Source organism: Candidatus Electronema sp. JC (assembly GCF_048287365.2).
In the GTDB taxonomy this organism is placed as follows: Bacteria; Desulfobacterota; Desulfobulbia; order Desulfobulbales; family Desulfobulbaceae; genus Electronema.
On sequence record NZ_JBLWEM020000063.1, the window covers coordinates 89,097 to 114,393 of the forward strand.

Annotated in this window: 27 protein-coding genes and 1 tRNA gene; 15 read left to right on the plus strand and 13 right to left on the minus strand. The window is 61.0% G+C overall.

The genetic code is table 11. The features are described from left to right. The first annotated feature begins 41 nt into the window (after positions 1-41). The 3 genes from ACNKH3_RS10795 (at position 42) to ACNKH3_RS10805 (ending at position 1,801) form a co-directional block, all read left to right on the plus strand. Entirely contained in the window at positions 42-1,166 is a 1,125-nt protein-coding gene (locus ACNKH3_RS10795) for an ABC transporter substrate-binding protein (RefSeq protein WP_420209306.1), read from the plus strand. Positions 1,167-1,176: 10 nt separating this feature from the next. Beyond that, positions 1,177-1,656 (plus strand): nucleotide exchange factor GrpE, encoded by a 480-nt coding sequence (gene grpE, locus ACNKH3_RS10800; protein ID WP_417916019.1) that lies wholly within the window; start codon positions 1,177-1,179, stop codon positions 1,654-1,656. 57 nt (positions 1,657-1,713) lie between these two features. Beyond that, positions 1,714-1,801, plus strand: a tRNA-Leu gene (locus ACNKH3_RS10805). Between the two features lie 125 nt (positions 1,802-1,926). Here the strand turns inward: ACNKH3_RS10805 and modC are convergent. Then, positions 1,927-2,988, minus strand: coding sequence for a molybdenum ABC transporter ATP-binding protein (gene modC / locus ACNKH3_RS10810; protein WP_417916018.1), 1,062 nt, complete (start codon positions 2,986-2,988; stop codon positions 1,927-1,929). Positions 2,989-2,990: 2 nt separating this feature from the next. Beyond that, a complete protein-coding gene (modB, locus tag ACNKH3_RS10815) occupies positions 2,991-3,671 on the minus strand; it encodes a molybdate ABC transporter permease subunit (RefSeq protein ID WP_417916017.1) in 681 nt (226 codons plus the stop codon). A 54-nt stretch (positions 3,672-3,725) separates the two neighbouring features. On the opposite strand from modB, the gene ACNKH3_RS10820 reads away from it, so the two are divergent. Together ACNKH3_RS10820 and ACNKH3_RS10825 are read left to right on the plus strand one after the other, a co-directional pair. Continuing rightward, positions 3,726-4,214: a type II toxin-antitoxin system VapC family toxin gene (locus tag ACNKH3_RS10820; RefSeq protein WP_417916016.1), complete on the plus strand. Its 489-nt coding sequence runs from the start codon at positions 3,726-3,728 to the stop codon at positions 4,212-4,214. Next, entirely contained in the window at positions 4,204-4,398 is a 195-nt protein-coding gene (locus ACNKH3_RS10825; protein ID WP_417916015.1) for a hypothetical protein, read from the plus strand. The genes ACNKH3_RS10820 and ACNKH3_RS10825 overlap by 11 nt, the downstream gene beginning before the upstream one ends. Positions 4,399-4,441: 43 nt before the next feature. On the opposite strand, the gene ACNKH3_RS10830 is transcribed toward ACNKH3_RS10825, so the two are convergent. Further along, a complete protein-coding gene (locus tag ACNKH3_RS10830) occupies positions 4,442-5,050 on the minus strand; it encodes a fibronectin type III domain-containing protein (RefSeq protein WP_420209255.1) in 609 nt (202 codons plus the stop codon). Between the two features lie 11 nt (positions 5,051-5,061). On the opposite strand from ACNKH3_RS10830, the gene ACNKH3_RS10835 reads away from it, so the two are divergent. Further along, the gene (locus ACNKH3_RS10835; protein WP_420209256.1) at positions 5,062-5,325 is read left to right on the plus strand and encodes a hypothetical protein; all 264 of its coding nucleotides are present in this window, start codon (positions 5,062-5,064) and stop codon (positions 5,323-5,325) included. A gap of 213 nt (positions 5,326-5,538) precedes the next feature. Here ACNKH3_RS10835 and ACNKH3_RS10840 read toward each other — a convergent pair whose 3' ends face one another. Next, positions 5,539-5,793, minus strand: a complete 255-nt coding sequence (locus tag ACNKH3_RS10840) for a hypothetical protein (RefSeq protein ID WP_420209257.1) — start codon at positions 5,791-5,793, stop codon at positions 5,539-5,541. Between the two features lie 57 nt (positions 5,794-5,850). Here ACNKH3_RS10840 and ACNKH3_RS10845 point away from each other — a divergent pair, with 57 nt between their 5' ends. Next, entirely contained in the window at positions 5,851-7,623 is a 1,773-nt protein-coding gene (locus ACNKH3_RS10845; RefSeq protein ID WP_420209258.1) for an NACHT domain-containing protein, read from the plus strand. Between the two features lie 18 nt (positions 7,624-7,641). Here the strand turns inward: ACNKH3_RS10845 and modA (ACNKH3_RS10850) are convergent, their stop codons facing one another. From modA (ACNKH3_RS10850) to ACNKH3_RS10870, 5 genes are all read right to left on the minus strand, one after another. Beyond that, a complete protein-coding gene (modA, locus tag ACNKH3_RS10850) occupies positions 7,642-8,394 on the minus strand; it encodes a molybdate ABC transporter substrate-binding protein (RefSeq protein ID WP_420209259.1) in 753 nt (250 codons plus the stop codon). 21 nt (positions 8,395-8,415) lie between these two features. Continuing rightward, on the minus strand, positions 8,416-9,267 hold the full coding sequence (gene modD / locus ACNKH3_RS10855; protein ID WP_420209260.1) for a ModD protein: 852 nt from the start codon (positions 9,265-9,267) through the stop codon (positions 8,416-8,418). Between the two features lies 1 nt (position 9,268). Beyond that, entirely contained in the window at positions 9,269-10,657 is a 1,389-nt protein-coding gene (locus ACNKH3_RS10860; protein ID WP_420209261.1) for an alginate export family protein, read from the minus strand. 312 nt (positions 10,658-10,969) lie between these two features. Further along, a complete protein-coding gene (modA, locus tag ACNKH3_RS10865) occupies positions 10,970-11,722 on the minus strand; it encodes a molybdate ABC transporter substrate-binding protein (RefSeq protein WP_420209262.1) in 753 nt (250 codons plus the stop codon). A gap of 24 nt (positions 11,723-11,746) precedes the next feature. Beyond that, entirely contained in the window at positions 11,747-12,544 is a 798-nt protein-coding gene (locus tag ACNKH3_RS10870) for a TOBE domain-containing protein (protein WP_417916750.1), read from the minus strand. Positions 12,545-12,845: 301 nt separating this feature from the next. Here ACNKH3_RS10870 and ACNKH3_RS10875 point away from each other — a divergent pair, with 301 nt between their 5' ends. The 3 genes from ACNKH3_RS10875 to amrB all read left to right on the plus strand — a co-directional run bounded on the left by ACNKH3_RS10875 (position 12,846) and on the right by amrB (position 15,841). After that, complete coding sequence (locus ACNKH3_RS10875; protein WP_417916749.1) at positions 12,846-13,436, plus strand: DUF1847 domain-containing protein; 591 nt, start codon at positions 12,846-12,848, stop codon at positions 13,434-13,436. Between the two features lie 129 nt (positions 13,437-13,565). Then, the gene (gene cysS, locus ACNKH3_RS10880) at positions 13,566-15,038 is read left to right on the plus strand and encodes a cysteine--tRNA ligase (RefSeq protein WP_417916748.1); all 1,473 of its coding nucleotides are present in this window, start codon (positions 13,566-13,568) and stop codon (positions 15,036-15,038) included. After that, the gene (gene amrB, locus ACNKH3_RS10885; protein ID WP_420209263.1) at positions 15,035-15,841 is read left to right on the plus strand and encodes an AmmeMemoRadiSam system protein B; all 807 of its coding nucleotides are present in this window, start codon (positions 15,035-15,037) and stop codon (positions 15,839-15,841) included. The genes cysS and amrB overlap by 4 nt, the downstream gene beginning before the upstream one ends. Positions 15,842-15,851: 10 nt before the next feature. Here the strand turns inward: amrB and ACNKH3_RS10890 are convergent, their stop codons facing one another. Next, positions 15,852-16,931 (minus strand): AI-2E family transporter, encoded by a 1,080-nt coding sequence (locus ACNKH3_RS10890; RefSeq protein WP_420209264.1) that lies wholly within the window; start codon positions 16,929-16,931, stop codon positions 15,852-15,854. A gap of 78 nt (positions 16,932-17,009) precedes the next feature. Between ACNKH3_RS10890 and ACNKH3_RS10895 the strand changes: the two genes are divergently transcribed. The 4 genes from ACNKH3_RS10895 (at position 17,010) to ACNKH3_RS10910 (ending at position 21,317) form a co-directional block, all read left to right on the plus strand. Further along, entirely contained in the window at positions 17,010-17,831 is an 822-nt protein-coding gene (locus ACNKH3_RS10895; RefSeq protein ID WP_420209265.1) for a glycosyltransferase family 2 protein, read from the plus strand. Positions 17,832-17,939: 108 nt separating this feature from the next. After that, entirely contained in the window at positions 17,940-18,695 is a 756-nt protein-coding gene (locus ACNKH3_RS10900) for a formylglycine-generating enzyme family protein (protein WP_420209266.1), read from the plus strand. 258 nt (positions 18,696-18,953) lie between these two features. Further along, positions 18,954-19,886 (plus strand): glycosyltransferase family 2 protein, encoded by a 933-nt coding sequence (locus ACNKH3_RS10905; RefSeq protein ID WP_420209267.1) that lies wholly within the window; start codon positions 18,954-18,956, stop codon positions 19,884-19,886. 3 nt (positions 19,887-19,889) lie between these two features. Continuing rightward, positions 19,890-21,317 carry a sugar transferase gene (locus tag ACNKH3_RS10910; RefSeq protein WP_420209268.1) on the plus strand — a complete coding sequence of 476 codons (1,428 nt, stop codon included), beginning with the start codon at positions 19,890-19,892 and terminating at the stop codon, positions 21,315-21,317. A gap of 3 nt (positions 21,318-21,320) precedes the next feature. On the opposite strand, the gene ACNKH3_RS10915 is transcribed toward ACNKH3_RS10910, so the two are convergent. Both ACNKH3_RS10915 and ACNKH3_RS10920 read right to left on the minus strand, forming a co-directional pair. Further along, positions 21,321-22,280: a lysylphosphatidylglycerol synthase transmembrane domain-containing protein gene (locus ACNKH3_RS10915; RefSeq protein WP_417916545.1), complete on the minus strand. Its 960-nt coding sequence runs from the start codon at positions 22,278-22,280 to the stop codon at positions 21,321-21,323. After that, positions 22,277-23,017 (minus strand): acyltransferase, encoded by a 741-nt coding sequence (locus tag ACNKH3_RS10920; protein WP_417916546.1) that lies wholly within the window; start codon positions 23,015-23,017, stop codon positions 22,277-22,279. Before ACNKH3_RS10920 ends, ACNKH3_RS10915 begins: the two co-directional genes overlap by 4 nt. A gap of 181 nt (positions 23,018-23,198) precedes the next feature. Between ACNKH3_RS10920 and ACNKH3_RS10925 the strand changes: the two genes are divergently transcribed. After that, positions 23,199-24,140, plus strand: coding sequence for a DUF1566 domain-containing protein (locus ACNKH3_RS10925; protein WP_417916547.1), 942 nt, complete (start codon positions 23,199-23,201; stop codon positions 24,138-24,140). A 67-nt stretch (positions 24,141-24,207) separates the two neighbouring features. Here ACNKH3_RS10925 and ACNKH3_RS10930 read toward each other — a convergent pair whose 3' ends face one another. Further along, positions 24,208-25,296: a D-alanyl-D-alanine carboxypeptidase family protein gene (locus tag ACNKH3_RS10930; RefSeq protein WP_417916548.1), complete on the minus strand. Its 1,089-nt coding sequence runs from the start codon at positions 25,294-25,296 to the stop codon at positions 24,208-24,210. Between the last annotated feature and the right edge of the window lies 1 nt (position 25,297).

Consider the following 25,297-nt stretch of genomic DNA (forward strand, 5'->3'; position numbering starts at 1 on the left):
GTTGGTTTGCCGCGCTCTGCGCGCTGGCGTTGTGCTGCTCAATGACTTCCTGCCGCTCCGAGCAGCAGAAGGTGATTAAAATCGGTGTCAACGCGCCGATCACCGGCGACATCCCCAAGGTCGGCGAAGGCACTAAATATGCGGCGCAGCTTTGGCTTGAAGATGTGAACAAGGCGGGCGGCATCGAGGTCGGCGGAGTGAAGTATCCGGTCGCGCTGGTGGTTGAGGACAGCGAGGCCAAGGCCGAGTCAGCGGTGAAGGCCAACACCAAGCTGATCACCCAAGATGAGGCACTGGTGATCGTCGGGCCGCAGTCCTCGAAGGAGGCCATTCCGGCAGGTGCAGTGGCCAATGACAAGCAGACCCCGATGATTAGCCCGTGGTCGACTAACCCGGACACCACCGCCGGGCGGCCTTACGTCTTCCGCGCCTGTTTCCTCGATCCCTTCCAAGGGCCGGTGCTGGCGAACTTCATCAGCGAGGAGTTCAAGTTCACCAAGGCGGCGGTGCTGTATGACGTGGCCAGTGATTATCCCAAAGGGCTGGCTGAGTTCTTCAAGAAGGCATGGGAGGCCAAGCACGGCGCAGGCTCGGTGTTTGCCTATGAGAGCTTCACCACTAAGGACGCGGATTTCAGCGCCCAGCTGACCAAGATCATGCACTCCGGCGCAGAAGTGCTCTTCACGCCGCAGTATTACAACGAGGTGGCGTTGATCGTCCAGCAGGCCAAGGCGCTTGGCTGGAAAGGGCCGATAGTCGGCAGCGACAGCTGGGGTTCCGCCGAGACCGTCCAACTCTGCGGCGAGGCCTGCTACGGCCAGTTCTTCAGCACGCACTACGCCGCCGCCGGGGCGCAGGGAGCCACCAAGGCGTTCATTGACCGCTACAAGGCCAAATACGGCTACGTGCCTGACGACGTGGCCGCGCTGACCTGGGACGCTTTGGGCTTGGCGCAGCAGGCGATCTCCTCGCTCCCGCAACTGAGCGGCAGCATCCAGAAAGACCGGGCAGCGGTGCGCGACGCGCTGGCCAAGATTCAGGACTTTGACGGCATCACCGGCAAGATGACCTTCTCCGGCAGCGGTGATCCGAAGAAGTGCGCGGTGATCGTCAAGATCAGCGGGAAGGGCGAGTACGAGTTCTACAAATCAGTCTGCCCGGACTGAGCGGAGTCTGATGAGAAGAGAAACGCGGGCTGACAGTCCCGGCGATCTGCTGCGCGAGAAGCTGGTGGCCTTTCAGCGGGAGATCGCTGAGCTGAAGCAGCAGGCCAAAGAACGCGAGGAGAGCTGCCTGCGCCGCGAGCGCGGGCTGTATGCCGAACTGTTCGAGGTTTTGGATGTGTTTGACAATATAGAGCTGCATCTGCGGCGCAGGCCGGAGCCGCTGGACAAGGGCGGCCAGCGGCTGCTCGGCAGCATGAGGGCTGTGCAGCGCAAGCTGCTCCGCCTGCTCAGCGCCCGTCAGATTGAGCCGCTGGACTTGCCGGGCCGCCGGGCGCAGGTCGGACTGTGCGCGGTCGTGGAGACCAAAAGCATTCCGGGCCGGGAGAATGAGGAGATTCTGGCGGTGCTGAAGCGCGGCTATCGCGATGCGGCGCGGGATGTCGTCCTCCGCAAGGCCGAGGTGGTGACAGTGCGGAATGATCAGGATTGAGCCGTGAAAATGCCTTGACAGCTTGGCTGAAAATACGGTAATAATAGCGGCAGTCCAGCCGGAGTGGTGAAACTGGTAGACGCACTGGACTCAAAATCCAGCGGGCCTCGCGCCCATGTCGGTTCGATTCCGACCTCCGGCACCATGTTGCCCGCACAAGCCCGCAGCCTTCACTGGCTGGCGGGCGTTTTGTATTGCGAAAAGCCGCAGACGAAGCAGTCAATCACGCTGCCGCTGAACGGAGGGAAGAGCAGCTGTCCTTGACGCGCCTCAGCACAGCCGTCTGAACGCCGAAGCCTTGAACACCGCCACCGCTTCGCTGCCGGGCTGAAGCCCCATCTCCTCCACCGACTGCGGCACAATCTCGGCGATCAGCGTGCCGCTTTGGCCGCAGTTCAGCTCCACGCCAGTCAGCCATTCGGTCTCATACATCCTGAGTACGGTGCAGGCGAGCATGTTGCGGGCACTCGTGGCCTCCGGGTGCTTCTTGAAGAGAAGGATGTCCCGTGCGCCTAAGGCGAACTGCCCGGCAGCCGGGTTGTCGCTCTTGAGCAGCATCAGCGTTGTCCCGCCCCAGTTGTAGCGCAGCAACCTGCCGAGGTCTGCTGGTTCATCCAACTGAAGCAGGTTGGTGTAGCCGCGCTCGCTGCTGCCGAGACTGCGGCTGCGGGCCAGCTCCTCGGTCGGCATTGTCTGCTCCGCCAAGCCGCGCTCCATCACGAGTGCTTCGTCCGTCATGAGGCGCAGTTCCTGCAAGCTGTGGCTGATGAAGAGCATCGGTATAGAGAACTCGGCAAAGACTTGGCGCAGATAAGGAATGATCTGATACTTGAGCTGGCCATCCAAGCCGGAGAGCGGCTCGTCGAGCAGGATAAGCTGCGGGCAGGCCAGCACCGTCCGTCCCAGCGCGACCCGCTGCCGCTCGCCGCCGGAAAGCCGCTGCACGCTGCGGTCGAGCAGCTCCTCGATGCGCAGGACACGAACGAGCTGGTCAACGTCAACAGTCCGCTGCTGGCGCGGCAGACGGTTGAGACCGTAGAGTAGGTTCTTGCGAACGCTCAGATGCGGGAAGAGGCAAGCGTGCTGGAACACCACACCCACACGCCGCTTTTCTGGCGGCAGATTGATCTTATTCGCTGTATCAAACAACGTCTGGCCGTTGAGGCGAATGCAGCCGCTGTCCGGCTCCAGCAGCCCGGCGAGCATGTGCATCAACGTGGACTTGCCGCTCCCGGACGGCCCGAAGACCCCGCATTTCTCCGAGCTGAGAGTGAACGCAGCGCAGACGCTGAATTCTCCGAAGTGCTTCTCGACATTGACTTCCAGCAGCATGGCTATCTCCGCTCTAGATTGCGGTTGACCGCTTCACCTATCAGCAGCACGGCGAAGGACAGGACTATGGAGACGAGGCAGAGCGTCAGTGCCCTGCTGTCGCCGCCCGGCGTGCTGGTGTATTGGTAGATGGCGAGCGGGATGGTCTGGGTTACGCCGGGGATGTTGCCCGCGAGGATGACCGTCGCGCCGAACTCCCCCATGCTGCGGGCAAACATCAGGGTCATGCCCGCCAGCACCGCCCTGCCGGAGAGCGGCATGACGACCGTGAGCAGGCTGTCGAACCAGCCCGCGCCGAGCGTCCGCGCTGCCTGCACGAGCTGGCGGTCTATGTTCTCCATGCCGATGCGAATCGAGCGGACAAGCAGCGGGAAGCCGACCACCGCCGAGGCGATGATTGCCCCGCGCAGGGTGAAGACCACGCGGATGTCAGCAAGGGCCAAGAGCTGGCCCAGCCAGCCGTTGCGGCCAAAGAGCAGCAGGAGCAGGTAGCCCGTCACCACCGGCGGCAACACCAGCGGCAGGTTGATCAGCCCTTCCAGCAGGGCCTTGCCGCGCATCTTGGTCATGGCCAGCACATAGGCGGCGGCAAAACCTGCTGGCAGCGCGATGAGCGTGGCCGCAGCGGCCACTTGCAGCGAGAGCTTGACAGCGGCGAGGTCGTCAGGGGAGAGGGAGAGCATGAGCGTGTGCGATTTTTAATTGTGGATGACCGGCAGCAGTGTTATCATCAAGCTATGAGCAAAACTGTTTATATTGAGACAAGCATCATCAGTTATTTGGCAGCCCGCCCCAACCGGGATCTCATTGCGGCGGGCCATCAGCAGCTCACGCATGAATGGTGGACTGCTGAACGCAGCAGCTTTGCTGTGTACGCTTCGGCATTGGTGCTCAGAGAGGCCAGCGGCGGAGACGCTGCGGCAGCATCTGCCCGTTTGCAGTGGCTGCAAGGCATTCCTCTTGTCGTTATTGCCCCGGAGGCGGAAGAGCTGTCAGAACATCTGATCCAACAGGCGGCGCTTCCTGAAAAAGCGGCGGCGGACGCGCTGCATATCGCCATTGCCGCATACCATCGCTTGGACTTTCTGCTCACATGGAACTGCAAGCACATTGCCAATGCTGTCCAGCGACCGCTCATTGAACATGTCTGCCGCGAGTTCGGTTTCGAGCCGCCGATCCTTTGCACCCCTGAAGAGCTGACCGGAGGCAAACCTGATGTGGAATGATCCCATCGTTGAAGAGACGCGCCGTCTGCGTGAGGAGTTTGCGGCAAAGCACCACTACAGCATCCATGCGATGGTTGAAGATCTGAAGCAGTGGGAGCGGCAGGGATTTCCGCTGCCTGTTCAGCTGGGCGGCAAGCCCTGTCAGTCAGTCATTCCGCCTTCGTCTGCGCCGCAGCAGCCATAGGGCGCGTCAACGACGCGCCCTGCGCTTTTTCTAACGATGCAGCTTACAGCACCGCCATCACCGTGTTGCTCGGCAGTCCTTGTCCGGCGGCATTCTCCGCGATGATGCGGAACTCCACCTGCGTCCCGCCGGGAAGATCGGTCAGCTCAACCTTGGTTGAGGTGGCCGTGCCTTTCAGCGTCCATTCGCCTGCCGGATTGATTGTCCGCATCTCCGTCCGGTAAAAGGCCGCCTTGCCGCCGGTTCTCGGCTTTTTCCAATCCAATTCCAGCGAGTCCGCATCCTGACGGGCAATCTCCAGAACGAGCGGCTGGCCGGGAGGGGCAAGCGGGGTCGGCTCCGCCCTCGGCCCCCAGCCGATCAGGCCAAGCTCCGCCGGACTTGTCACTGTGAATTCAGCATAAGAGATGCCGTCCTTCATGGCATCATCCAACGCGGCGAAGTCGGCGGTCTTGCGCTCAGTGGCCGCCTTGGCCGCAGCCTGAGCCGCCGTCTGCCCCTCAAGGGAGGCTGCTGCCGCGTCCCGCAAATTCTTGAGATCAGACCAAGAAACAGGCGGCGAGGGGAAAACTGTGGGGTTGTCCTTGAAGCCCGCGATCATCGCGTCGGCAAGCGCGAGAATGTGGGCCGCATCTAAGGGAAATTGAGCCATGTCAGTCCTCCGTGGAAGGAAATGAAGCGCAGACAAGACCTTGTCTGCGGCGGATGGGCGACGATCTGTTCCAAACAGAACAAGAGCTGGGGTTTTTCAGGCTTGATCTGGAGAAGATCAGACGGCATGGGCAGCGGATTGCGTTCTGTCTGCCTCAGATTAAGCTCGATCTGAGGCAGACAGAACGCTGTTTGGCGCAGATCGTGCCGCATCTGCTCCTCCTTGAGGCTGAGGAACGGCAAATCAAGGCGTGTCTGCTGCCCGTCAAGCGGTAGGAGGAGGAGATTTGGGCTGCGCCTCAGCTCTTCGTCCCTATTATTCAGCGGTTGCAGCCGGATGTCAACAAGTTTCGCTCTGTTTTCTCTGGCCGGGCAGCGGCATTTTGGGTAATGTGGTCAGAAATAAGTTTCAAGCGGAGCGGGGAATCTCAGACTGATCTTGCGCAGGAAGACTGTATGAACTGGACAGAACAGATCGCAACAGTATTTTCATGGCTGCCGACAGAGCCGAAAGTCATGTTCGATGGCTGGGGCCTCGCTGTGGTGATTCCGCTCCTCGGCTGGCTCTATGCCTGTCTGCGCAAGCCAAATGCTGCTTCCGTCCAGCACGATGCCAGCGACTGGCTGGCCAAGAACCGGCGCAAGCTCCTCGGCCGCTTTCAAAGCGAGCTGGTAGACCGTCGCCAGTCCTTCCTGCTTGGACACACCGCGCTGGAGCTGGACAAAAACTTGGCCCCGAACCAAGTGAGCCGACCCTATTCTTTTCGGGACAGGACAGATTGCATTTGGGAGCGGGACGGTGTGCCAGTCGCGACCACAGATCAGCCCATTGTCGATCTCTTTTGCCGTCCCGATGTGGGCGAACAGTTGGCCATTCTGGGCAAGCCGGGCAGCGGCAAGACCGTTTGCCTCCTCACGCTGCTTGAGCATCTGCTGCAAACAGCGCAGGACAATGACGCGGCCCCGCTGCCTGTGGTCTTTGAGTGCTCGGAATGGGATGGGCGCGAGCTTTCCCTGTGGATGGCTGCGCAGCTGCGCCGCAAATACTCTTTTCCAGAAGACATGGCCCGCCATCTGGTGCAGGCGCATGACATCCTGCCCCTGCTCGACGGCTTGGATGAGCTGGCAACGGAAAAGCAGGGGGATTTTGTCCGCCAGTTCAATCTCTTCGCCGGCAACCGTCCCTTGGCGATCTGCTGTCGGCTTGAAGAATATCGCCAGCTTCGGGAAAGCACAGAGCAGAAGCTGGCCCTCAGGAATGCAGCGATCCTTCAGGATATTACTCCGCAGCGGCTCAAGGGGCATCTGCTGCGGACAGGGCTGGAGGATATTTGGACCGTGCTTGAACAGTCCCGGATTGAGGCCGGGCAGCCGCCGAGTCTGCTGGAATTGGCTCAAAGGCCCCTGTTTCTGGGCGTGATGATCGAGGTGGCCAAAGATTTGCGCCAAGGTTCAGGGCGGCAGCCGGGTGAAACATGGGAGGACTTCCTCTGGCGGAACTATCTCGACAAGCAGCTGAATATGCCCCCGCCCGCTCGCGGTAAGAACTACAGCCAGCAGCAGTCCCTGCACTGGCTGCGCTGCTTGGCAAAGTGGATGCAAGCGGAACAGAAGGTTGAATTGCAGATTGATGAACTCCAGCCGACCATGCTGAAGGGCTATTGGCGGTTTGGGCTGCTTTATGGCTTATTTTATGGCTTAATTTCTGTATTGGCAGGCTGGCTATATTCTGGGCAGGTGTTCGGAATATCTGCTGGGTTGGCGATGGGACTGTTCCTTGGTCTACCCGGAACATTACCTCTAAAAGAGGATGTCAAAATGGTGGTTGGACTGGTCTATGGAATGTTCACTTGGCTTGCAATCGGGCCGATTGTTGGGATAATTTTCGGTTTATTTTTCATGCTGGTATCAGAAAATGAACGAATAAAGATTGAATCCATCCGTCCGTTCCGCTTACCAGCCTCTTGCCAAGATTGGCAGGTCTTTAGTGCAAAGCTAGCTGATTGGCTAATTATCATACTGGCTATTGGCCTGCTCTTGGGATCATTCGTTGGATTAGTTCAAGCGGAGGGAATCGGCTTTGTGTCATGGTTAGCTGCCACATCATCTCTTGTGATGGCAAATGGATTGCCTGCCGGGATAGCAGCAGCATTGAAAACGGTTGCTGGCCCAATCAGCGAGACAGCCCAGCCTCATGAACGGCTGAACGAGGCTCTGCGCAGCAGTCTGTTGCTCTTTCCCATTTTTCTTCTTGCAGGCATGACGGGCTTTGTCCAACTACTCTTCCTCGCTGAATTGCTTGGGATCGCCGTCAGTTATTTTTTCAAGATGAGCTACTTTTATCTAATGTTGTTTATGGGAACAATCCTCAGTTTTTGGGTACTAGGTACCAATACAGTGCTGCAACATTACCTGCTCCGCCTTTGCCTGCGCTGGGAAGGGCAGCTGCCCCTGCGCTTTGTTTCTTGGCTGGAGGCCATGCAGCAGCGCAAGGTTTTGCAGCAGGTGGGCGGCAGCTATCATTTCCTGCACAAGCAGCTTCAGGAATATCTGGCAAAGAGCAAAGTTGCCTGATGCAGGGTGTTCTTTTTTTCACTGCCCCGCCTCAAACCCATGCTTCTTCAGTGCCGCCTTGGCTTCCGCGCCGCTCAAGTAGTCGTAAAACTCCTTGGCCGCCGCGTTCTTCGCCCCGGCAGCGGTCAGCAGCATAGGGTAGGTAATCGGCTCATGCAGGGCCGCGCCCACGGTGAAGAGCGTCTTCGCGTTCTTCGCCAGCAGCGCGTCAGTCGCATAGACAAAGGCGCCGTCCACCTCGCCCTGATCGGCATACATCAGGGCATGGCGGACATCGTCGGCCAGCACCAGCTTCTTTCCCTGCTCCAGAGCGGCGTAAACGCCTGCCTTCTCCATCGCCTGCCTGGCGTACTGCCCTGCCGGAACGCTCTTCGGATTGCCGATGGCCACGCGCTTCAGCGCAGGCAGCTGCTCCATGCTGTGCGCCGCCGTCTTCCCGCCGCCGACAAAGACGAGGCTGTTGCGGGCAAGGATGCGGCTTGATTCCGGCGCGGCCAGCCCTTTGGCCAGCAGATGCTCTGCCCAGTCCTGGCTTGGAGTCATGAAAATGTCCGCAGGCGCGCCTTGCTCGATCTGCTTGACCAGGGCTCCGGCAGGAGCGAAATGAGGCACAACCTGCGCTGCCGGATGGCTGCCCGCATAGGCCGCAATGATCTCTTTGACAACGTCAGTCAGGCCAACGCCCGCCGCCAGATGGACGGTCTCCGCCTGAATCCCAGCCGCTGCGCAGCAGTGCAGGAACAGGGCGGCGAGAACAAGTCTCCACTTCATGATCAGCTCCTTGGTCTGATGTCAGCTGCCAGGCAGCAGCTCGATGGTCACGCCAAGATCGGCGGGTTTGGCATGATAGAGCGAGCTGAGGACAATGCCGTCCACGCCGCTGCGGGCGTAGGCCTGCACATTGTCCGGGCCGACTCCGCCCGCGCTCAGAAGCGCTGTGCCGGGAAAGCGGGCCTTCAGCTCGGAACACCAAGCGGCCAGCTGCTCCGGCGGGGCCTTGTCGAACTGGACGGAGTCGGCTCCGGCTTCAGCCGCCTGAACAGCCTGCGCCAGATCGTCGCATTCCACAGTGATCTTCTGCTCGCAGCCTGCCGCCCGCATCTCGGCAAGCAGGGCAGGCAGCGCCTCTCTGCCGCCGACCAGCCGGAGATGATTGTCAAAGACCAGCACGGTCTCATACAAACCGAGGCGGTGCGGATACGCGCCTCCGGCCAAGACCGCCTTCAGCAGCGGCTTCTTCAGGCCGGGCGGATGCTTGCGCGTCACAAGCAGGGGAATATTGCCGCATTCCCGCACCTTCGCGACCAGCTCCGCCGTGCGCGTGGCCACGCCGCACATATATTCAAGCAGATTCATGGCCACTTTCCAGCCCCGGTGCAGCGCGTCCGCCGGGCCTTCCGCCGCAAGAATCACTGTTTTGGCCGGAACATCCTCTCCTGAGGCGATCTGCTTCGTGATGCGGCAGCCGAGCAGCTCGAAAATGCGTCCGGCCTCCTCAGTCAGAGCCAGCCGGACCGGGTGGCGGGTGACGACGGTCAGGCGGCTTGGCTGGCTGCTGATATGCAGCAGGCGGCTGGTCAGATCCAGCAGCGGCGCGTCCTCGTTGATCCACTGCTCAATTTCCTGGGTGGTGAAAAAGATCATGTCAGAACTCTGTGCTGAATTTGTAGGCGGCCTGCAGAAAGCCGGAACACGCGGTGTCGTCGGTCAAAAATTCCTGGCCGCCAGCCGCCGCTTCCTCAATTGCGTCGCCGGGCAGGAAGACAGATGCGGCGGCCAAGAGCGTCCACGCCGGATTCACCTTCCATGTGACCTTCAAGTCAAGCTCGCTGCCGTACTGCTCGCTGGAGCTGCTCAGGCCGTTTTTGTAGGAGAGCCATTTGTCGCTGATCTCGTCCGCATAAAACTGATGCGCCTCGCCGCGCAGGGTGATGTTTTTTGCCGGGCGATATTCAGCGGTCAGGCCATAGTCAAGCAGATTTGACCAGACCATGAGGTTGATGAGGCCGTAATACTTGTCTGACGCGCCGTACATGCCGTCAAAACGCTCATTGTCCGCCGTGCTTTTGTCGTCGCCGCTGGCATAGCTGAAGGTGGCGCCGACAGACCATTGCGGATTGAAGGCGTAGTCCAGATCAAGATTGAAGCCCTGCGCATCAACGTCAGCTTCCGCTTCTTTGGTGACGCTGCCGGTCTGCCGCACGTATGTGCTGTCAGCCGTGAAGCCGTTCTGTTCAAAAAGCAGCCGCGCCCCGTAATAGAGCAGATCTTTTTTCTGATAATCAAGGCTGCGGTCATTGTGTTTTGTCGCCAGAACCGGCTCTGCCGCCAGGCTCTCGGCCAGCTGAACATGGCCGTGCAGACCGGCGCCGTCATAGCCGTGGCGGTGATCCAGGCTGAACAGGTCAGGATCGTGCAGCATGGTTCTGCCGTAAAAGGCTTCCGCCCAATGCCCGCCTGATTGATAGCGGGCCTTGACCGCGTCCCATATCCATTTGCCGGAATTCTTCCAGTCGCTGGCCGCCAGAATCCGGCTGTTGCCGCAGCCGATCAGCTGGCGGCCTGCCTGCGCGGTCAAACCGCCGTTTTGATAGCGCAGCCAGGTCTCGCCCAGCTCCAAGGGATCCTCCTGCGGATTGCTGACGATCCCGCCGAACTCGCTGTTCGCCCAGTCCGCATCGTCAAAGCCCCAGCCGAAAACCCGGCTGTCCTGCAAGCTGGCTTTGCCGCTGAACTGCTCATTGAACTGCCGGGCCAGGCCCACGCGCACCCGGCTGAGAAGAAAGCTGTCGGAGGAATCGCCGCTCTTCGGCGCTGCGCCGTAGTATTTGTCGTTGAAGTTGTCCAGATACTCGGCCCGCCCGCGCAGCTCCAAGAAAAACTCGGTCTTCTTCGCCGGATCAGCCTCAGCCTGAGCGGCAGGCGCTGCCGCCGCTGACGGGATCTCCAAGGCCGAAGCGCCTGCTGCGGCAAGAAAGAGCATTGTTCCGCCCGCCGTTGTGACAATCCCTGCGGAACGCATCTTTGTTCTCATCGCATCTCTCCTCTTTCCACGTGCCGTTGATGTTTTCGCGCCTGGAAACGCGCTGTTTCCGGCTCAGAATGCCGCATTCCTTGCTGGCAACGGCTCGTTGCCAGCAGGGAATGCCTCGCTGCCAGTTGGCAATGCCGCATTGCCAAGCGGGAATGCCTCATTGCCAGCCGCCAGCGTCGCATTGCCAGCAGGGAATGCCGCGTTTCCAATTGGCAATGGCTCATTGCCAGAGGGAAATGTCCCGTTCCCAGCAGGAAACGCCGCATTGCCAGCAGGCAGCGGGGCCGCCGCAAGTGCCGCCGCCTGCCTTTGTCACGGGTTCACGGCAAAGCCATGCTTCTTCAGCGCCGCCTTGGCCTCCGCGCCGCTCAAGTAGTCGTAAAACGCCTTGGCCGCCGCGTTCTTCGCCCCGGCAGCAGTCAGCAGCATGGGATAGATGATCGGCTCATGCAGGGCCGCGTCCACGGTGAAGAGCGTCTTCGCAGTCTTCGCCAGCAGCGCGTCGGTCGCATAGACAAAGGCCCCGTCCACTTCCCCCTGATCCGCATACATCAGCGCATGGCGGACATCATCGGTCAGAACGAACTTCTGGCCCTGCTCCAGCGCGGCGTAGATGCCAGCCTTCTCCATTGCCTGCTTGGCGTACTGCCCTGCCGGAACGTTCTTCGGATTGCCAATGGCGACGCGCTTCAGCTCAGGCAGCTTCTCCATGCTGAGAACCGCCGCCTTTGCGCTGCCGACAAAGACCAAGCTGTTGCCAGCAAAGGTCTTTTCCGAACCCGGCGCGGCCATCTGCTTGTCCGCAAGGTGTTGCACCCATTCCGTGCTGGCGGAAATGAAGACATCCGCAGGCGCGCCCTGCTCAATCTGCTTGGCCAGCGCGCCGGATGCGCCGAAGTTGGCCAGCACCTTGGCGCCCGGCTGCTTGGCCTCGTAGGCGGCGATGATCTCCTTGCAGGCATCGGTCATGCTGGCCGCTGCCGAGAGATGGATGGTCTCCGCCTGAATCCCGGCGGCGGCGCAGCAGTTGAGGAACAGGGCGGCAAGAACAAGTTTCCACTTCATGATCAGCTCCTTTGTTGGATTGCATTACGCCACAGCCAGCAGGACATCCGAGGCTTTGACAATGGCGGATATTTTTTTGCCGACCTCCAGCCCCAGCCGCTTGACGCTGGCCGAGGTGATGATCGCGGTGACAGTGCTGCCGCCGGGCAGCTCAATGGTGATTTCGTCATTGACCGCGCCCGCGATGATGCAGCTCACTGTTCCGGCAAGGAGGTTGCGGGCGGAGATGCTCTCCGGGGCAATGTCCACGCCGAGCATGACGCTGGAAGCCTTGACAATGGCCATCACCTCTTTGCCCGGCGCAAGCTCCAGCCGCTTCACCGAAGCGTCGGTGATCATCGACGCGATCTGGTCGCCGCCTTTGAGCCGAATCTGCACCACGCTGTTGACCGCGCCTTTCTCGATCTTTGTCACTTGACCAAGCCAGACGTTTCTCGCGCTGAGTTGCATCTCCATCCTCCTGAGTGTTTTCAAAATATTGACCGCCTCCTGCGGGCCGTCCGCAAAAAGCTGCATGAAGCGGGAGCGTTCCCTTTGCAGGGCGTTGATGCGCTGAAGCAGTTTTTTTCCTTCCTCTGTCAGCACTGAGCCGCCGCCGCCGCTGCCGCCGGCGCGTTTGGTCAAGAGCGGATAGGGAAGCAAGTTGCTGATCTGGTCGAGCTTCTGCCAGGCAGATTTGTACTGCATCCCGACAGCCTGCGCCGCGCCGTTGATCGAGCCGGTTTTCTCCAAGGCCTGAAGGAGCTGCGTTGCCGGGCTGCTGCCCGGCCAGCCGATGATGGCGCACAAAAAGTCGATCGCTTCTGTTCTTGGCTCAGACATGGCTTGGTTCAGAGGAATTCTTGTTGCATCTGCGTTATGTTTTTCAGACATAGCGATATAGCACGACGAACCAAACCCTGCAATGCAAAAGAAGGGCCAGTTCCGCAAAAGCGCTGCGGAGCAGGAAAAAGTGTTTGCGTCAGCGGCTGGTTACGTTAGAATGGGCTGCTTTGGCAGCGGCGCAGCGAAGGGCGCAGGGGATGTAAGCTGTCTGACAAAAACGAAGCGGACGCTGCGGAATGGTGAGCAGGCGGCGGGCCTGCACCCGCTGAACTGCAAATATTTGACAAAGGAGCCAGCAATGAACTGCGCGAACTGCAAAATGCAGCCGAAGAACCGGTGCAACAAGGAAGGCTTTGACTGCACCGGCGGCAAAGTAAATTCTCTGGAATGCCAGCTTGAGGAGAACATCCCGTGGCAGAACATCAGCGAAGAGCTGCGCTCGCTGCACGGCGACACGCTGTGCCGATTGGAGGAGATCATTGAGTTCTCGAAGAAGGCTGGCTTCAAAAAACTTGGCTTGGCCTTCTGTGTCGGCCTGGCTGATGAAGCGGCGGTGGTCGCCGAGATTCTCAAGCAGGTCTTCACGGTGGAATCTGTCTGCTGCAAGGTCGGCGGCATGGACAAGGACAAATACGGCATGAGCAAGATCAAGCCGGACACCTTCGAGGTCGCCTGCAATCCGGTCGCGCAGGCGAAAATTCTCAATCGGGCAGAGACTGATCTCAACATCCAGCTCGGCCTCTGCGTTGGCCACGACCTGCTGTTCCAGAAATACGCCAAGGCTCCCATAACCGTTCTGGCGGTCAAAGACCGGGCGCTGGCCAACAATCCGCTCGGCGCGGTATACAGCAGCTATTGGCGCAAGAAACTTCAGGCGAAATATCGTTAGGGCATCCTGCGGCATGGCAGGACGCAGATGCCGCGATTCTTCCTGCGCATCTGCTTGTCCCTTGCGGATGACTGTGTTATGCTGGGGCGCAAAACTGATCAGACTTCCCTATATTGCCGCTGAACGAAGATGAAGAACATCCGCATATACAACACCCTGACACGCAAAAAGGAACCCTTGCAGCCGCTGGAGGCGGGTCATGTCCGCCTCTATGTCTGCGGCATCACCTCCTACGACTGGTGCCACATCGGCCACGCCCGCTCCGCGCTCGTCTTCGACATGGCCGTGCGCTATCTGCGCTGGCGCGGCTTGCAAGTGACCTTTGTCCGAAACTTCACCGATATTGATGATAAAATCATCAACCGGGCCAACGAGCAGGGCGTGGATTCCAAGGAGCTGGCGGAACGCTTCATCACCGAATTCCACACCGACATGGACGCGCTGGGCGTGCTGCGGGCGGACATTGAGCCGAAGGCCACCGAGCATATTCCTGAGATGATCGCCCTGATTGAGCAGCTCATTGAGCGCGGCCTTGCTTATCCGTCCGGCGGCGATGTCTATTACCGGGTGCGCAGCTTTGCGGACTACGGCTGCCTGTCAGGCCGCAAGTTCGAGGAGATGCAGGCCGGGGCGCGAGTGGATGTCAACGAGCAGAAAGAAGACCCGATGGATTTCGTCCTTTGGAAAGGCGCGAAGCCGGGCGAGCCGAAATGGCCCAGCCCTTGGGGCGACGGGCGGCCTGGCTGGCACATCGAATGTTCGGCCATGAGCCGAAAATATCTCGGCGCGACCTTTGACATCCACGGCGGCGGTCAGGATCTGATTTTCCCGCATCATGAGAACGAGATAGCGCAGTCGGTCGGCGCGAACTGCCAGCCTTTCGCCAAGCTCTGGATGCACCACGGCTTTGTCACGGTCAAGGAGGAGAAGATGTCCAAATCGCTGGGCAATTTCCTCACCATCCGCGAAGTGCTCAAGCACTGGCCTGCCGAAGTGCTGCGCCTTTTCCTTTTCTCCACCCAGTATCGGAACCCGCTTGATTACAACGAGACCGCTTTGCGCGATGCCGAAGCAGGTCTTGACCGTATGTATGACTGCTTGGCGAAAATCGCCGCGCTGGACGAGAAGGCGGGCGGCGGCGAGCAGCCGCGCATAGGCGGCAAGGAGCGGGAAAAGATCGCCGGGCTGCGGGAGCAGTTCGCAGCGGCGATGGACAACGATTTCAACACCGCGCAGGCTCTTGGCCAGCTCTTTGACGCAGTGAAGCTGCTCAACAAAGCGGCCTGGCTGCTGCTTGAGCAGCCCGGCTGCGCTGAGGACTTGGCCGCGCTGCGGCAAGGCGCGGCGGATTTGCGCGAGCTGGCAAGCATTCTCGGCCTCCTGGGGCAAGACCCGGCAGATTATCTGCGCCGGAAAAAGGAGAAGCTGCTCGCCGCTGTCAGCCTGACGGAAGCGCAAATCAACGAGCTGATCGCCCGGCGCAACGCCGCCCGCGAGCGCAAGGACTGGGCGGCCAGCGACGCGGTGCGCGACGAACTGCTGGCTCATAAGATTGAAATGCAGGACGGGCCGGAGGGAACGACGTGGAGCGTGAAGGCATGAGCCGCAAACCAGCAGTCGCAGGCGTGTATTACGAGGCTGACCCGGACAAGTTGCGCAAGGAGCTGGGCCGCCTGCTGCCTGCGGCGCAGCGGAAGAAAAAGGCTCCGGCCAAGGCGGTGATTGTCCCGCACGGCGGCTTCATTTATTCCGGCGAAGTGGCTGGCACGACCTTGGCGCGGGTGGAAATCCCGGAGACGGTCATTTTGCTCGGCCCCAATCACCACGGCCTCGGCGCGCCGCTGGCAGTGAGCGGCGAGGACTGGGAAACGCCGCTCGGCACGGCGCCGCTGGCTCAGGACTTGGCCGCCGCCTTGGTCAGATCCTCCAAGCTTTTCAAGAGCGACAACGCCGCCCACAGGGGCGAGCACGCCCTTGAGGTGCAGCTGCCCTTTCTTCGGCATCTGCAAAAAAAGCTGCGGATCGTGCCGGTGTCCATCTCCCGCCTGCCGCTGCCGCAGTGCCGTCAGGCAGGCATGGATTTGGCGCAGGCGATTAAAAAATATGCCAAACCGGCGCTGCTGGTGGTCAGCAGCGACATGAGCCACCATGAACCGCGCGCTGTGGCCTCGGAGAAAGACCAGCTCGCCCTTGGCGACATCCTCAGTCTTGACCCGGCTGGTCTCTACCGCACTGTGCTGACCAAGCGGATCAGCATGTGCGGGGTCACGCCGGTGACCATAGCCCTGTTCGCGGCCTTGGAGCTGGGCGCGGAGCGGGCCGAGCTGATCCGCTGCACCGACTCCGGCTATGTCAGCGGCGATGCGGAACGGGTGGTGGGCTACGCAGGGCTGGCGGTGCGGTGAACGGCACGTGTCAGCGCGAGTCCGGCAGCAGCCTGTATTCCCGGAAATAAATCTCAGTCAGCGTGAGGAAGGCCGTGACGATCAGCGGGCCGTAGATGATGCCCAGCACGCCGAAAACCGACATGCCGCCGAGGATGGCGAGGAAGACCAGCAGGGTGTGCATTTTCACCTGGCTGCCGACAAACTTGGGCTTGAGCAGGTATTCGACGCTGAAGGAGAGGATGAGGTAGAAGGCTATGACAGTCGCCGCCTGCCCCGCCGCGCCGTTGAGGAAAAGAATGGCGGCGGCGGGCAGCAGCACCGCGCCGATGCCGACGATGGGCAGGAAGGCGAGGATGGACATCACCCCGCCCCAGAGCACCGGCGAGCTGATGCCCAGGACGGCGAAGAGGATGCCGCCGAGCACGCCCTGAAACACGCCGCTGAGGCCGTTGCCGATCAGGATCACTCCGGCGATCTCCTCGAACTTCCGCAGCAGGAGAATGTCCTGCTCGTCCGGCAGGGGCGAGAGCCGGATGAGGAACTGAATCAGCCGGTCCATCTCGATGAGCAGGAAGTAGATCATCAGGATGAGAAAGCAGAACTGGAAGACGAAGCTCATCAGGTTCGCCGCCCAGACCGAGGCTTTGCTGTACATGAAAAGGCCTGCCTTCGTGCTCAGCTCTGAGACAATTTTGGTGATGTCGGCAGGCTGGAAATTGATGTGCAGCTCCTTCAGCGTCTCCTGCGTCTGCGCCACCCACTTGCTGTCTTGGATCGACTGCTGGATTTTCATGGGCAGGTTGCTGTCCCTGCCAAGCTGATAGACGCTCAGCGCCTCAGTGGACAGCGCGGTGATGCAGAAGGTCAGCGGCACAAAGATGATCAGGGCGACTAAAGCGCAGGTCAGGCTGGAGGCCATCCACGGCGAGACCCAGCGGCGCAGCCAGCTGTAGACCGGGCGGAAGATGCCGGAGAGCAGGAAGGCGAGAATCAGCATCTGCCAGAACGGCGAGAGCACCAAACCCAGCAGCAGAATAGATATGAGGAAGGCTGCGGCGAAATATTTAGACTGCCTGCTTTCAGGAGGATTGTTCTGTTCGGTCGGCATGACGGCTGTCTCTGAGGAAAGTGAAGCTGGGCTGCTGCTGCATGAGGATTCTGCCAGATTTGCGCGGCGCAGGCAAGCATGAAAACCGCCGCAGTCATCGTCACCCACAACTCGCAGGCCGTGCTGAGCCGCTGCCTTGCCGCTTTGGCCGCGCAGACCGCGCCGCCAGTCCTGACCGCGCTGATTGACTCCGGCTCAGAGGACAGCGGCTATATGCGGGCGCGCTGCCAGCAGCCCGGCTTCATTGTCCGCTGCGCCGAGAACATCGGCTTCAGCCGGGCCAACAACATCGGCTGGCAGGCGGTGCGGTCAGAAGCAGAGGCCGTCCTCTTTCTCAACCCGGACGCATTTCCTGCGCCGGAGAGCTTGGAGCTGGCCTGCGCCTTTCTTGCCGCAAACCCGGCGGTCGGCTGCGTCGGCGGCAGGCTGCTCGGCTTTGACGCGGCCAGCGGCCAGCCCACCGGCCTGCTGGACTCCACCGGCGTGTTCAGAAACTGGCATGGCCGCTGGCACGACCGCGACCAAGGCCGGCCCGACTGCGGCCAGCGCAGCCAGCGCGAAGAGGTTCCGGCGGTCTGCGGGGCCTTTCTGCTTGCCCGGCGGACTGCGCTGGAGCAGACAGCCCTGCCCGGCGGCGCAGTCTTTGATCCGGCCTTCTTTCTCTACAAAGAGGACATCGAGCTGTGCCTGCGGCTGCGGCGGGCAGGCTGGAAGATTGTGTATCTGCCCGAAGTGCTGGCGCATCATTGCCGGGGCTGGCAGCAGAACCGCAAGGCCATGCCCGCCTGGCTGCGCCTGACAGCGGCGCGCAACGAAGCGCTGCTCTACCGCCGCCATCCCTCGCCCTACATGCTCTGGGCCGTGCTGAAATACGCCGCAGTCCGCTGGCTGCGAATATAGGTGAAAGCAGAACGTTGCCGCAATGAAACGGCCGGACATCGCTGCCAAAACAACTGGATCTGACTTTGATCGCGGCGCTGCGCCGCAGCGCGTTTGAGCTTGAATAAAATGACCACAACGACCATAACCCTGCCCCTGCCTGATCTTGAACTTGTTTTCGTTCAAGGCGGAGAATTTATGATGGGGGATGACAACGGAGAATATGACGACGAGAAGCCTGCGCACCGTGTGCTGGTTTCCGGTTTCTGGATGAGCAGGTTCCAAGTGACCCAGCGGCTGTGGCAGGCGGTGATTGGGAATAATCCTTCCGAGTTCAAAGGAGAACGCCGCCCGGTGGAACTAGTTTCTTGGGATGACGCGCAGGATTTTTTACGGAAGCTTAACGCGCTGCCGGAAATGCAGAAATTCATCCGCCCGCTTGATCCGCCCGGCGCGGCATTCCGTCTGCCGACCGAGGCGGAATGGGAATACGCGGCCCGTGGCGGAATGTACAGCCAAGACTACAAATACGCAGGCAGCGACCGGGCCAAGCAGGTGGCCTGGCATGATGCGAACAGCGGCGGTGAGACGCACGAGGTTGGCCTGCTGCTGCCGAATGAGCTGGGGCTTTATGACATGAGCGGCAATGTCTGGGAATGGTGCGGCGACTGGTTTTCTGGTAAATACTACGCTGCCTGTCAGCAGCAGGGCCTTGTTGAAAATCCGCAGGGGCCTGACAGGGGCGAGTACCGGGTTCTTCGCGGCGGCAGCTTTTTCCACTATTCGCAGCGCTGCTGCGCTGTCTATCGGCTTGACAATCCGCGGGAGGATCGCAATGACGGCATTGGCTTCCGCCTTGTTCTCCCCCTTCCAGCAGGAAGCTGAACCGGCAGTTCCCGTGAGCAAAAAAAGGGAAAAAAGGGAAGAGCGGGAGCGGAGCTGGCTGCGGCAAGGAGAGCGAGGGGACCGAGCCTCCTTGCTGCTGCCAGCGCAGCGGACGCGGAAGAAGACATTTTCACCCCGAAGGGGTGCGATTCGTCAGCCCAAGGCAACGCCTTGGGCAGGCTGAGGAATGGAACTCCTTTGGAGTTTTTTTGATGCGCGATTTCACCCCGAAGGGGTGCGATTCGTCAGTGGAACTATATGACCGTCTCCCTCATCATCCCGACATGGAACGGCGGCAGACTGCTGGACGAGCTGCTGACCGCGCTGGCCCGGCAGACGCTCATGCCGGAGGAAATCCTGCTGGTTGATTCTGGCTCCACCGACGGCACGCTGGAGACAATCCAGCGGCATCAGGCTGGCAATCCCCGCCTGCGCCTGCTGCGCATCCCGCAGCAGGATTTCGATCACGGCGGCACACGCACTTGGGCCGCGCAGCAGACCACAGGCGAGATTCTCATCTGCATGACCCAGGATGCTATCCCGGCGGCTGACGACGCGCTGGAGCGGCTGATCCGGCCTTTCCGCGATGACGCGCTGCTGGCCGCGACCTACGGCAGGCAGCTGCCGCATCCTGACGCGACGCTCTTCAGCGAGCATCTCCGTCTCTTCAACTACCCAGCCCAGTCCCGGCTCCGCCGCCGCGAGGACGGTGCCGCCCTCGGTATCAAGACGGTCTTCATCTCCAACTCCTTCGCCGCGTGGCGCAGAGAGCCGTTGGCGGCGCAGGGCTGGTTTCCGCAGCGGCAGCTCTTCGGCGAGGACAGCTTGGCCTTGGCAAAACTGCTCGCGGGCGGGTATCATGTTCTGTATGTCAGCGAGGCCCTTGTCCGGCACTCGCACAACTACACTCTCTGGCAGGACATGCAGCGTTACTTCGACATCGGTGTCTTTCATGCCGGGCAGCAGGAGCTGCTGCTGCGCTTCGGCGGCCCCGGTGGCGCGGGCAGGCAGTATGTGCGCTCCGAGCTGGCCCTGCTGCTGGAGCGGCGGCAGTGTCAGCTCCTGCCGGAATGGTTCTGCCGCAACGCGGGCAAGTTCATCGCCTACCAGCTCGGCAGGCGGCAGCATCTCCTCCCGCGCGGCTGGGCGCGCCGCCTGAGCATGAACCCCGGCTGGCAGGGCTGGGCCTAACTCATGTCCCCTGCCCTGTCCTGGAACCTGCGCCAGCGCACGTCCTCCATCTACAAGCTGCTCCACATCCTCGACTGCTCGTTAGTCTGCGGCCACTTGGCCCTGCTGACGCTGCTCTACAAAGTGCCGTGGAGCCGCTACTACACCTGGCTGGAGCTGGTCGTCTTCGCCGCCAGCTTTGTCAGCTTCCACTACTTCCAGCTCTACCGCTCCTGGCGCGGCTGGAAGCTCTACCTGGAGTTCTTCGTCATCCTGAGAGCCTGGGCGGCGGTGGTTGGCTTCCTCCTCTTCTACTTCTTCGCCTTCAAGGTCTCAGACGGCTACTCCCGCGCGGTCTTCATCATCTGGTCGCTGACCACGCCGCTGCTGCTTTTCCTCTCGCACTTGGCGGTGCGGCAGGTGATGCGGCATTACCGGGCGCAGGGCAGGAACATCCGTCATGCGGTGATCGTCGGCGCGGGCGATCTCGGCGTGCGCATGGCGCAGCAGACCGAAGCCATTCCCTGGGCGGGCATCGAGGTGGTCGGCTTCTTTGACGACAAGCTGGATCAGAAGGGCCACCTTGCCGTGAACAAGCCGCTGCTCGGCAGGATACGCGACCTGCGCGAGTACCTGATGGTCAACGACATCGATTACGTCTACATCGCCCTGCCCATGCGGGCGGAGCGCAAGATCTTCTGGCTGCTGCGCGAGTGCCGCGACCTCGGCGCACACCTCTATCTGGTGCCGGATCTCTACATCTTTGGACTACACCACGCCGAGATTCAGTCCATCGGCGACACGCTCGTCCTCAGCTTCAACCCTGACCACAGCTGGAAGCGGGCCTTCGACATCGTCTTCTCCATCGCCATCCTCCTGCTGACCGCGCCGCTGATGCTCCTGATCATACTCCTGATCAAGTTAGACAGCAGAGGGCCGGTGATCTACCGGCACCGGCGCATCACCGCCATGGGCCGGGAATTCGGCTGCCTCAAGTTCCGCACGATGGTGGTGGACGCGGAGCGGAGGCTGCACGAGCTGCTGGCCGCTGATCCCGCCTTGGCCGAGGAGTGGCGCACCACCTTCAAGCTGAAGAAAGACCCGCGCATCACCCGCGTGGGCCGCTTCCTCCGCCGCACCAGCTTGGACGAGTTCCCGCAGTTCATCAACGTGCTCAAGGGCGAGATGAGCGTGGTCGGGGCGCGGCCCATCGTCGGCAGGGAGCTGGAGGAATACTACAAGGGCAGCGGCGGGCCGAGCGCGGGCCGCTACGTCTCCATGAAGCCGGGCATCACCGGCCTGTGGCAGGTGAGCAGGCGTAGCGACACCGAAAAGTATCAGGAGCGGATCGAGCTGGACGACTGGTACGTGCTCAACCACTCCCTTGTCGGCGACCTGAAGATCATCCTCAAGACTGTCGGCTGCATGATCAGCGGCAAAGGGGCGTACTGATTTTCAGCTGATCCGTTGCGCTGTGCGGCCCAGATAGGCCAGCCCGCCGATCAGCGAATAGCCGACCGCTACCGCAAAAAAAAGCAATGCCAGCGAGCGGGTTTGCAGCTCGGTCATGCCGGTCCAGCCGAAGAAGAAGACGTAGCCCGCGTCGCGCAGGCCAAGGCCGAAAATGGAAACCGGCAGGGCTTCCAGCAGGGTGATCAGCGGCACAAACGCGCTGAAATAGAAAAAAGCTGTCTGCGCATGAAGAGAAAGGGCCAGCAGCCAGACGATGACGATCACCGAGAGCTGAAACGCGAAGGAGATGGCCATCACCTGCGCCAGCAGTCTGCGGCTGGCTCCGTAGGCTTGAAAGGAGAGGAAAAATTTTTCCGCCAGACCGGTGAGGAGCGGGAAGCGGTCCAGTCTGGTGACGGCGAAAAAGATGCGCACCGGCTGCTCTTTGACCAAGGCGGCCAGCACGGCCAGCAGAAGCAGCAGAATGGTGAGCGGGGCGAAGAAAAACAGCAGATTGTCAAACTGCCGTGCAACAAGCACAGACGAAAGCAGGCTGAGGATGACCAAGGCGAGAAAGCCGGACAAGCGGTCAGCGAAAACCGAGGCGGCGGAACGAACTCCGCTGCTGCTTTTTTTGGCGATGTCGTAAATCCGGTAGGAGTCGCCGCCAATGTTTGAGGGCAGGAAGAGGTTGTAAAAGCTGCCGATCAGATAGGTGACGGTCAGCGTCCGCAGCGGGATGTCCACGCCGTCCGCGAGCAGAAAAATCCGCCATTTCCATGCGCTGGCCGCCGTGTTGAGAAAGAGCAGCAGCAGGATCAGCGGCAGAAAGCGGAAGTCTATCGAGGCGAACAGCGCGGCCAGCTCGCCCGCCGGAATCTTCCGGTAAAGCAGGAACATCAGCGTGCCGCTGAAAAGCATTTTCCCGGCCAGCAGCAGCGTTTTTTTTATCGTCCGGCTCATGGCGCCTCGTTCCGCATTTTGATGATCTTTGCAGGCACGCCAGCGGAGATGGTGTGCGGCGCAACTGATTTGGTCAGCACCGCGCCTGCTCCAGCCACGCTGCCCCGGCCCATGGTCACGCCGCCCAGCACAGTGACATTGCCTCCGAGCCAGACATCTTCCTCCAGCCGCACGCCGCCGTCGTTCCTGATTCCCTGCCTGCGGATGGGCATGTCCAAGCAGCCGATGTTGTAACTGCCGCCGCCGATGATCAGGCAGCTCTGGCCGATGACGCAGTCCGGGCCGATCTCCACAGGGCAGCCGTTCGTTGACTGCACGATAGTCTGGGCGTTGAGGCCGCAGTCGCTGCCGATGCGGATCGTGCCGTTTTTGCAGGAGAGCATGACGTTATTCGACAAAATCACATTGTCGTCGAGGCGGATGGAGACCGCCGCGCTGCTGTGCCGGGCATCGAGGACGCAGCCCTCGCTGATGACCGTCGAGTTGCCGAGGCTGATGCGGCCCGGATGGCGAAGAGTGATGCCGGGGGCGAAGAGGCAGCCCTTGCCGCACCCGGCGAACAGACGCGGCCAGAACATCTGCCGGAGCAGCATTCCGGCAGCTCCAGGCAGCGGCCCCAGCATCATGCACCATTCGTAATATAAAAAAGTCAGCAGCGAACGGCTGCCGACCATCACATCCTGATATTTGGCCAAAGGCGAGCCTGTGCCGCTGACAGCTTGGTGCGTTTTCTGCATGATTCAGACAGGGAGGAAAGAGGCTGAAGCGTTCCTGAAAGAGTACCCGGAGCAGGCGGGCGGCGCAACTGCAAAGCGGCGGCTGGAAAAGGACGGCCTCTTGCGCTATAATTGATCTGAACGCCAGCTGCGGCAGCCGCAACGGCCTGCACGCCCTGCTCATCCCAATTCAGGAGGATCTATGGGACTTTTTGACGCATTGCATCTGACCGGCAATCCGACGGCGGTGGACTGGGAGATGACCCCGGAATACACCTTCGGCACCTTTGAAAGCTGGGGCGGTCGGGAACGCGTCCGCAGCAGCAAAGAGCGGATTTATTATTTTTTCATTGATGCCTGGGGCAAGGAGCCGAAGCTCTGCCTGATGGAGCGCGGCATCAAGTACGCCCGCGTGGTGGCTGAAATTCTCGCGCCGCCGGAGCTGCTCCGACGCTGCGTGGCAGGGCAGGGCAAGGTCGCCTATTTTGAGCGCACTCATGCCATTGACGAGGAGCTGAAGCAGTGGCTGATCGACAACGTGATGAGCAGCGCGGACAACTCCAAGGTGGTGCCGGTGGCGAGCGAGGACCGCAGCGACCGGCTGGGGTCTGCTGGTCTGCCGGGGCTGGACGAGCCGCTGCCAGCCGGGCTGGCGCCGGTACAGCTGCCGGACAGTCCGGCGGAGCTGACCGAGGAGGAGGCGGACCGGCTGATCCGCGAGCTGGGCCTGCTCGACCATGAGCGCAACCCGGCGGGCGGCTTCAACGCCTTCTTGGTTGACAACGGCGACGGCCTGACTGTGACCGACAAAGTCAGCGGCCTGACTTGGCAGCGCGGCGGCTTGGACATCATGAGCAGCCGGATGCTGCGCAAGGCGGTTGAGGAGCTGAACCGGGAGGGCTTTGCCGGGCATTCGGACTGGCGGCTGCCGACCTTGGCCGAAGCGCTCTCTCTGATGCAGCCGGAGATGAATGCCAAAGGCCAGCACATACATCCGGCTTTTTCTTCCGACCAGCCTTTCATCTTTGTTGACGCAGTGCGGAAGCCTGGCGGCCAGTGGTTTGTTGATTTCAAGCACGGGCGCGCCTACTGGGCTTCCGGCACCATTCCCGGCGGCTTTGGCCGTCTCTGCCGCAAGGCGTGAGAAAAAGGGAAGCCGACCTCACAGCGCAGGGCGCGGATTCCTGATTCTTTCCCTTCAGACCGGATGTTCAGCGCAGCTCTGTTCTTCCTGACCGGGCCAGCTGCGCCAGCCGGATTTGCTCCTTGCGCTGAAAGCCGTATTCAACCAGCCGTTTGATATCCGACCACATGGTTTCGCTGCCCATGATGGCCACCACAATCGCGTCGTCGCCCCGCTTGAATTGGCCGACATAAGTCTGTCTCGCTCGGCTGGTGAAGCCGGTTTTGCCGCCCACCGCACCTTCCACCTGCCAGAGGGCCTTGTTGTGGTTGCGCAGGGTCTTGCCGCAGGCGGTGCTGGCCTTGGTCCGCCGCATCCGCTCGGCAAAGTCGCGGTCCTGCATGGCATGACGGAAAATTTCCGCCAAATCCCGCGCCGTGCTCTGCTGTCCTTCGGCAGTCAGTCCGGAGGCGGTGCGGCAGATGGTGTTCTTCGCCCCCCAAAGCCGGGCATGCAGGGTCATCAGTTTGGCGAAGGCCTCCTCGCTGCCCGCAATTTTCTCGGCCAAAGCCACGCTGGCATCGTTGGCTGAAGCCAGCAGCACGGCGTTGATCAGGTCGTCGGCTTTGTAGCGTTCCCCGGCGTTGAGATAAATTTTCGAGCGGGGCATGGATTCGGCATGGGAGCTGACAGCAACCTTCTCGTGCTCCTCCAGCCGCTTGAGGGCGATCATGCCGGTCAGAACTTTAATGGTCGAGGCGGGCTGGCGGGGGCTGTCCGGAGCTTTGGCGAAAAGCGGCTCGCCAGTCTGCGCGTCCAGAATCATCACGCTCTTTGAGCTGATCTGCCGCTCCACTTCGGCAGCTGCGGGAGCCTCTTTGAAAATCCGGCTGACCGCAGCCTGCACCTGCTCCTTGAACCTGCTCTCAGCCAGCAGCTCGGCGGCGGCTCCAGCCCGCACGGTCTTTTTCACCGCAGCAGGTTTCCGCTTGACCGCTTTTCTGGCGGTTTTCACTGCCGCCTTTTTTTTCGCCGGAGAAACGTTTTTTTTCAGCCCGGCGGCCTGTACCCGTTTTTTGCCGCCGGACAGCAGCGGCACAGCGGCGGCGGCCTGAAGCTGGACAACGAGAAAGCAGGCTGTCAGCAGGTGAATGAGGAGGAGTTTGGACTTGGTCATG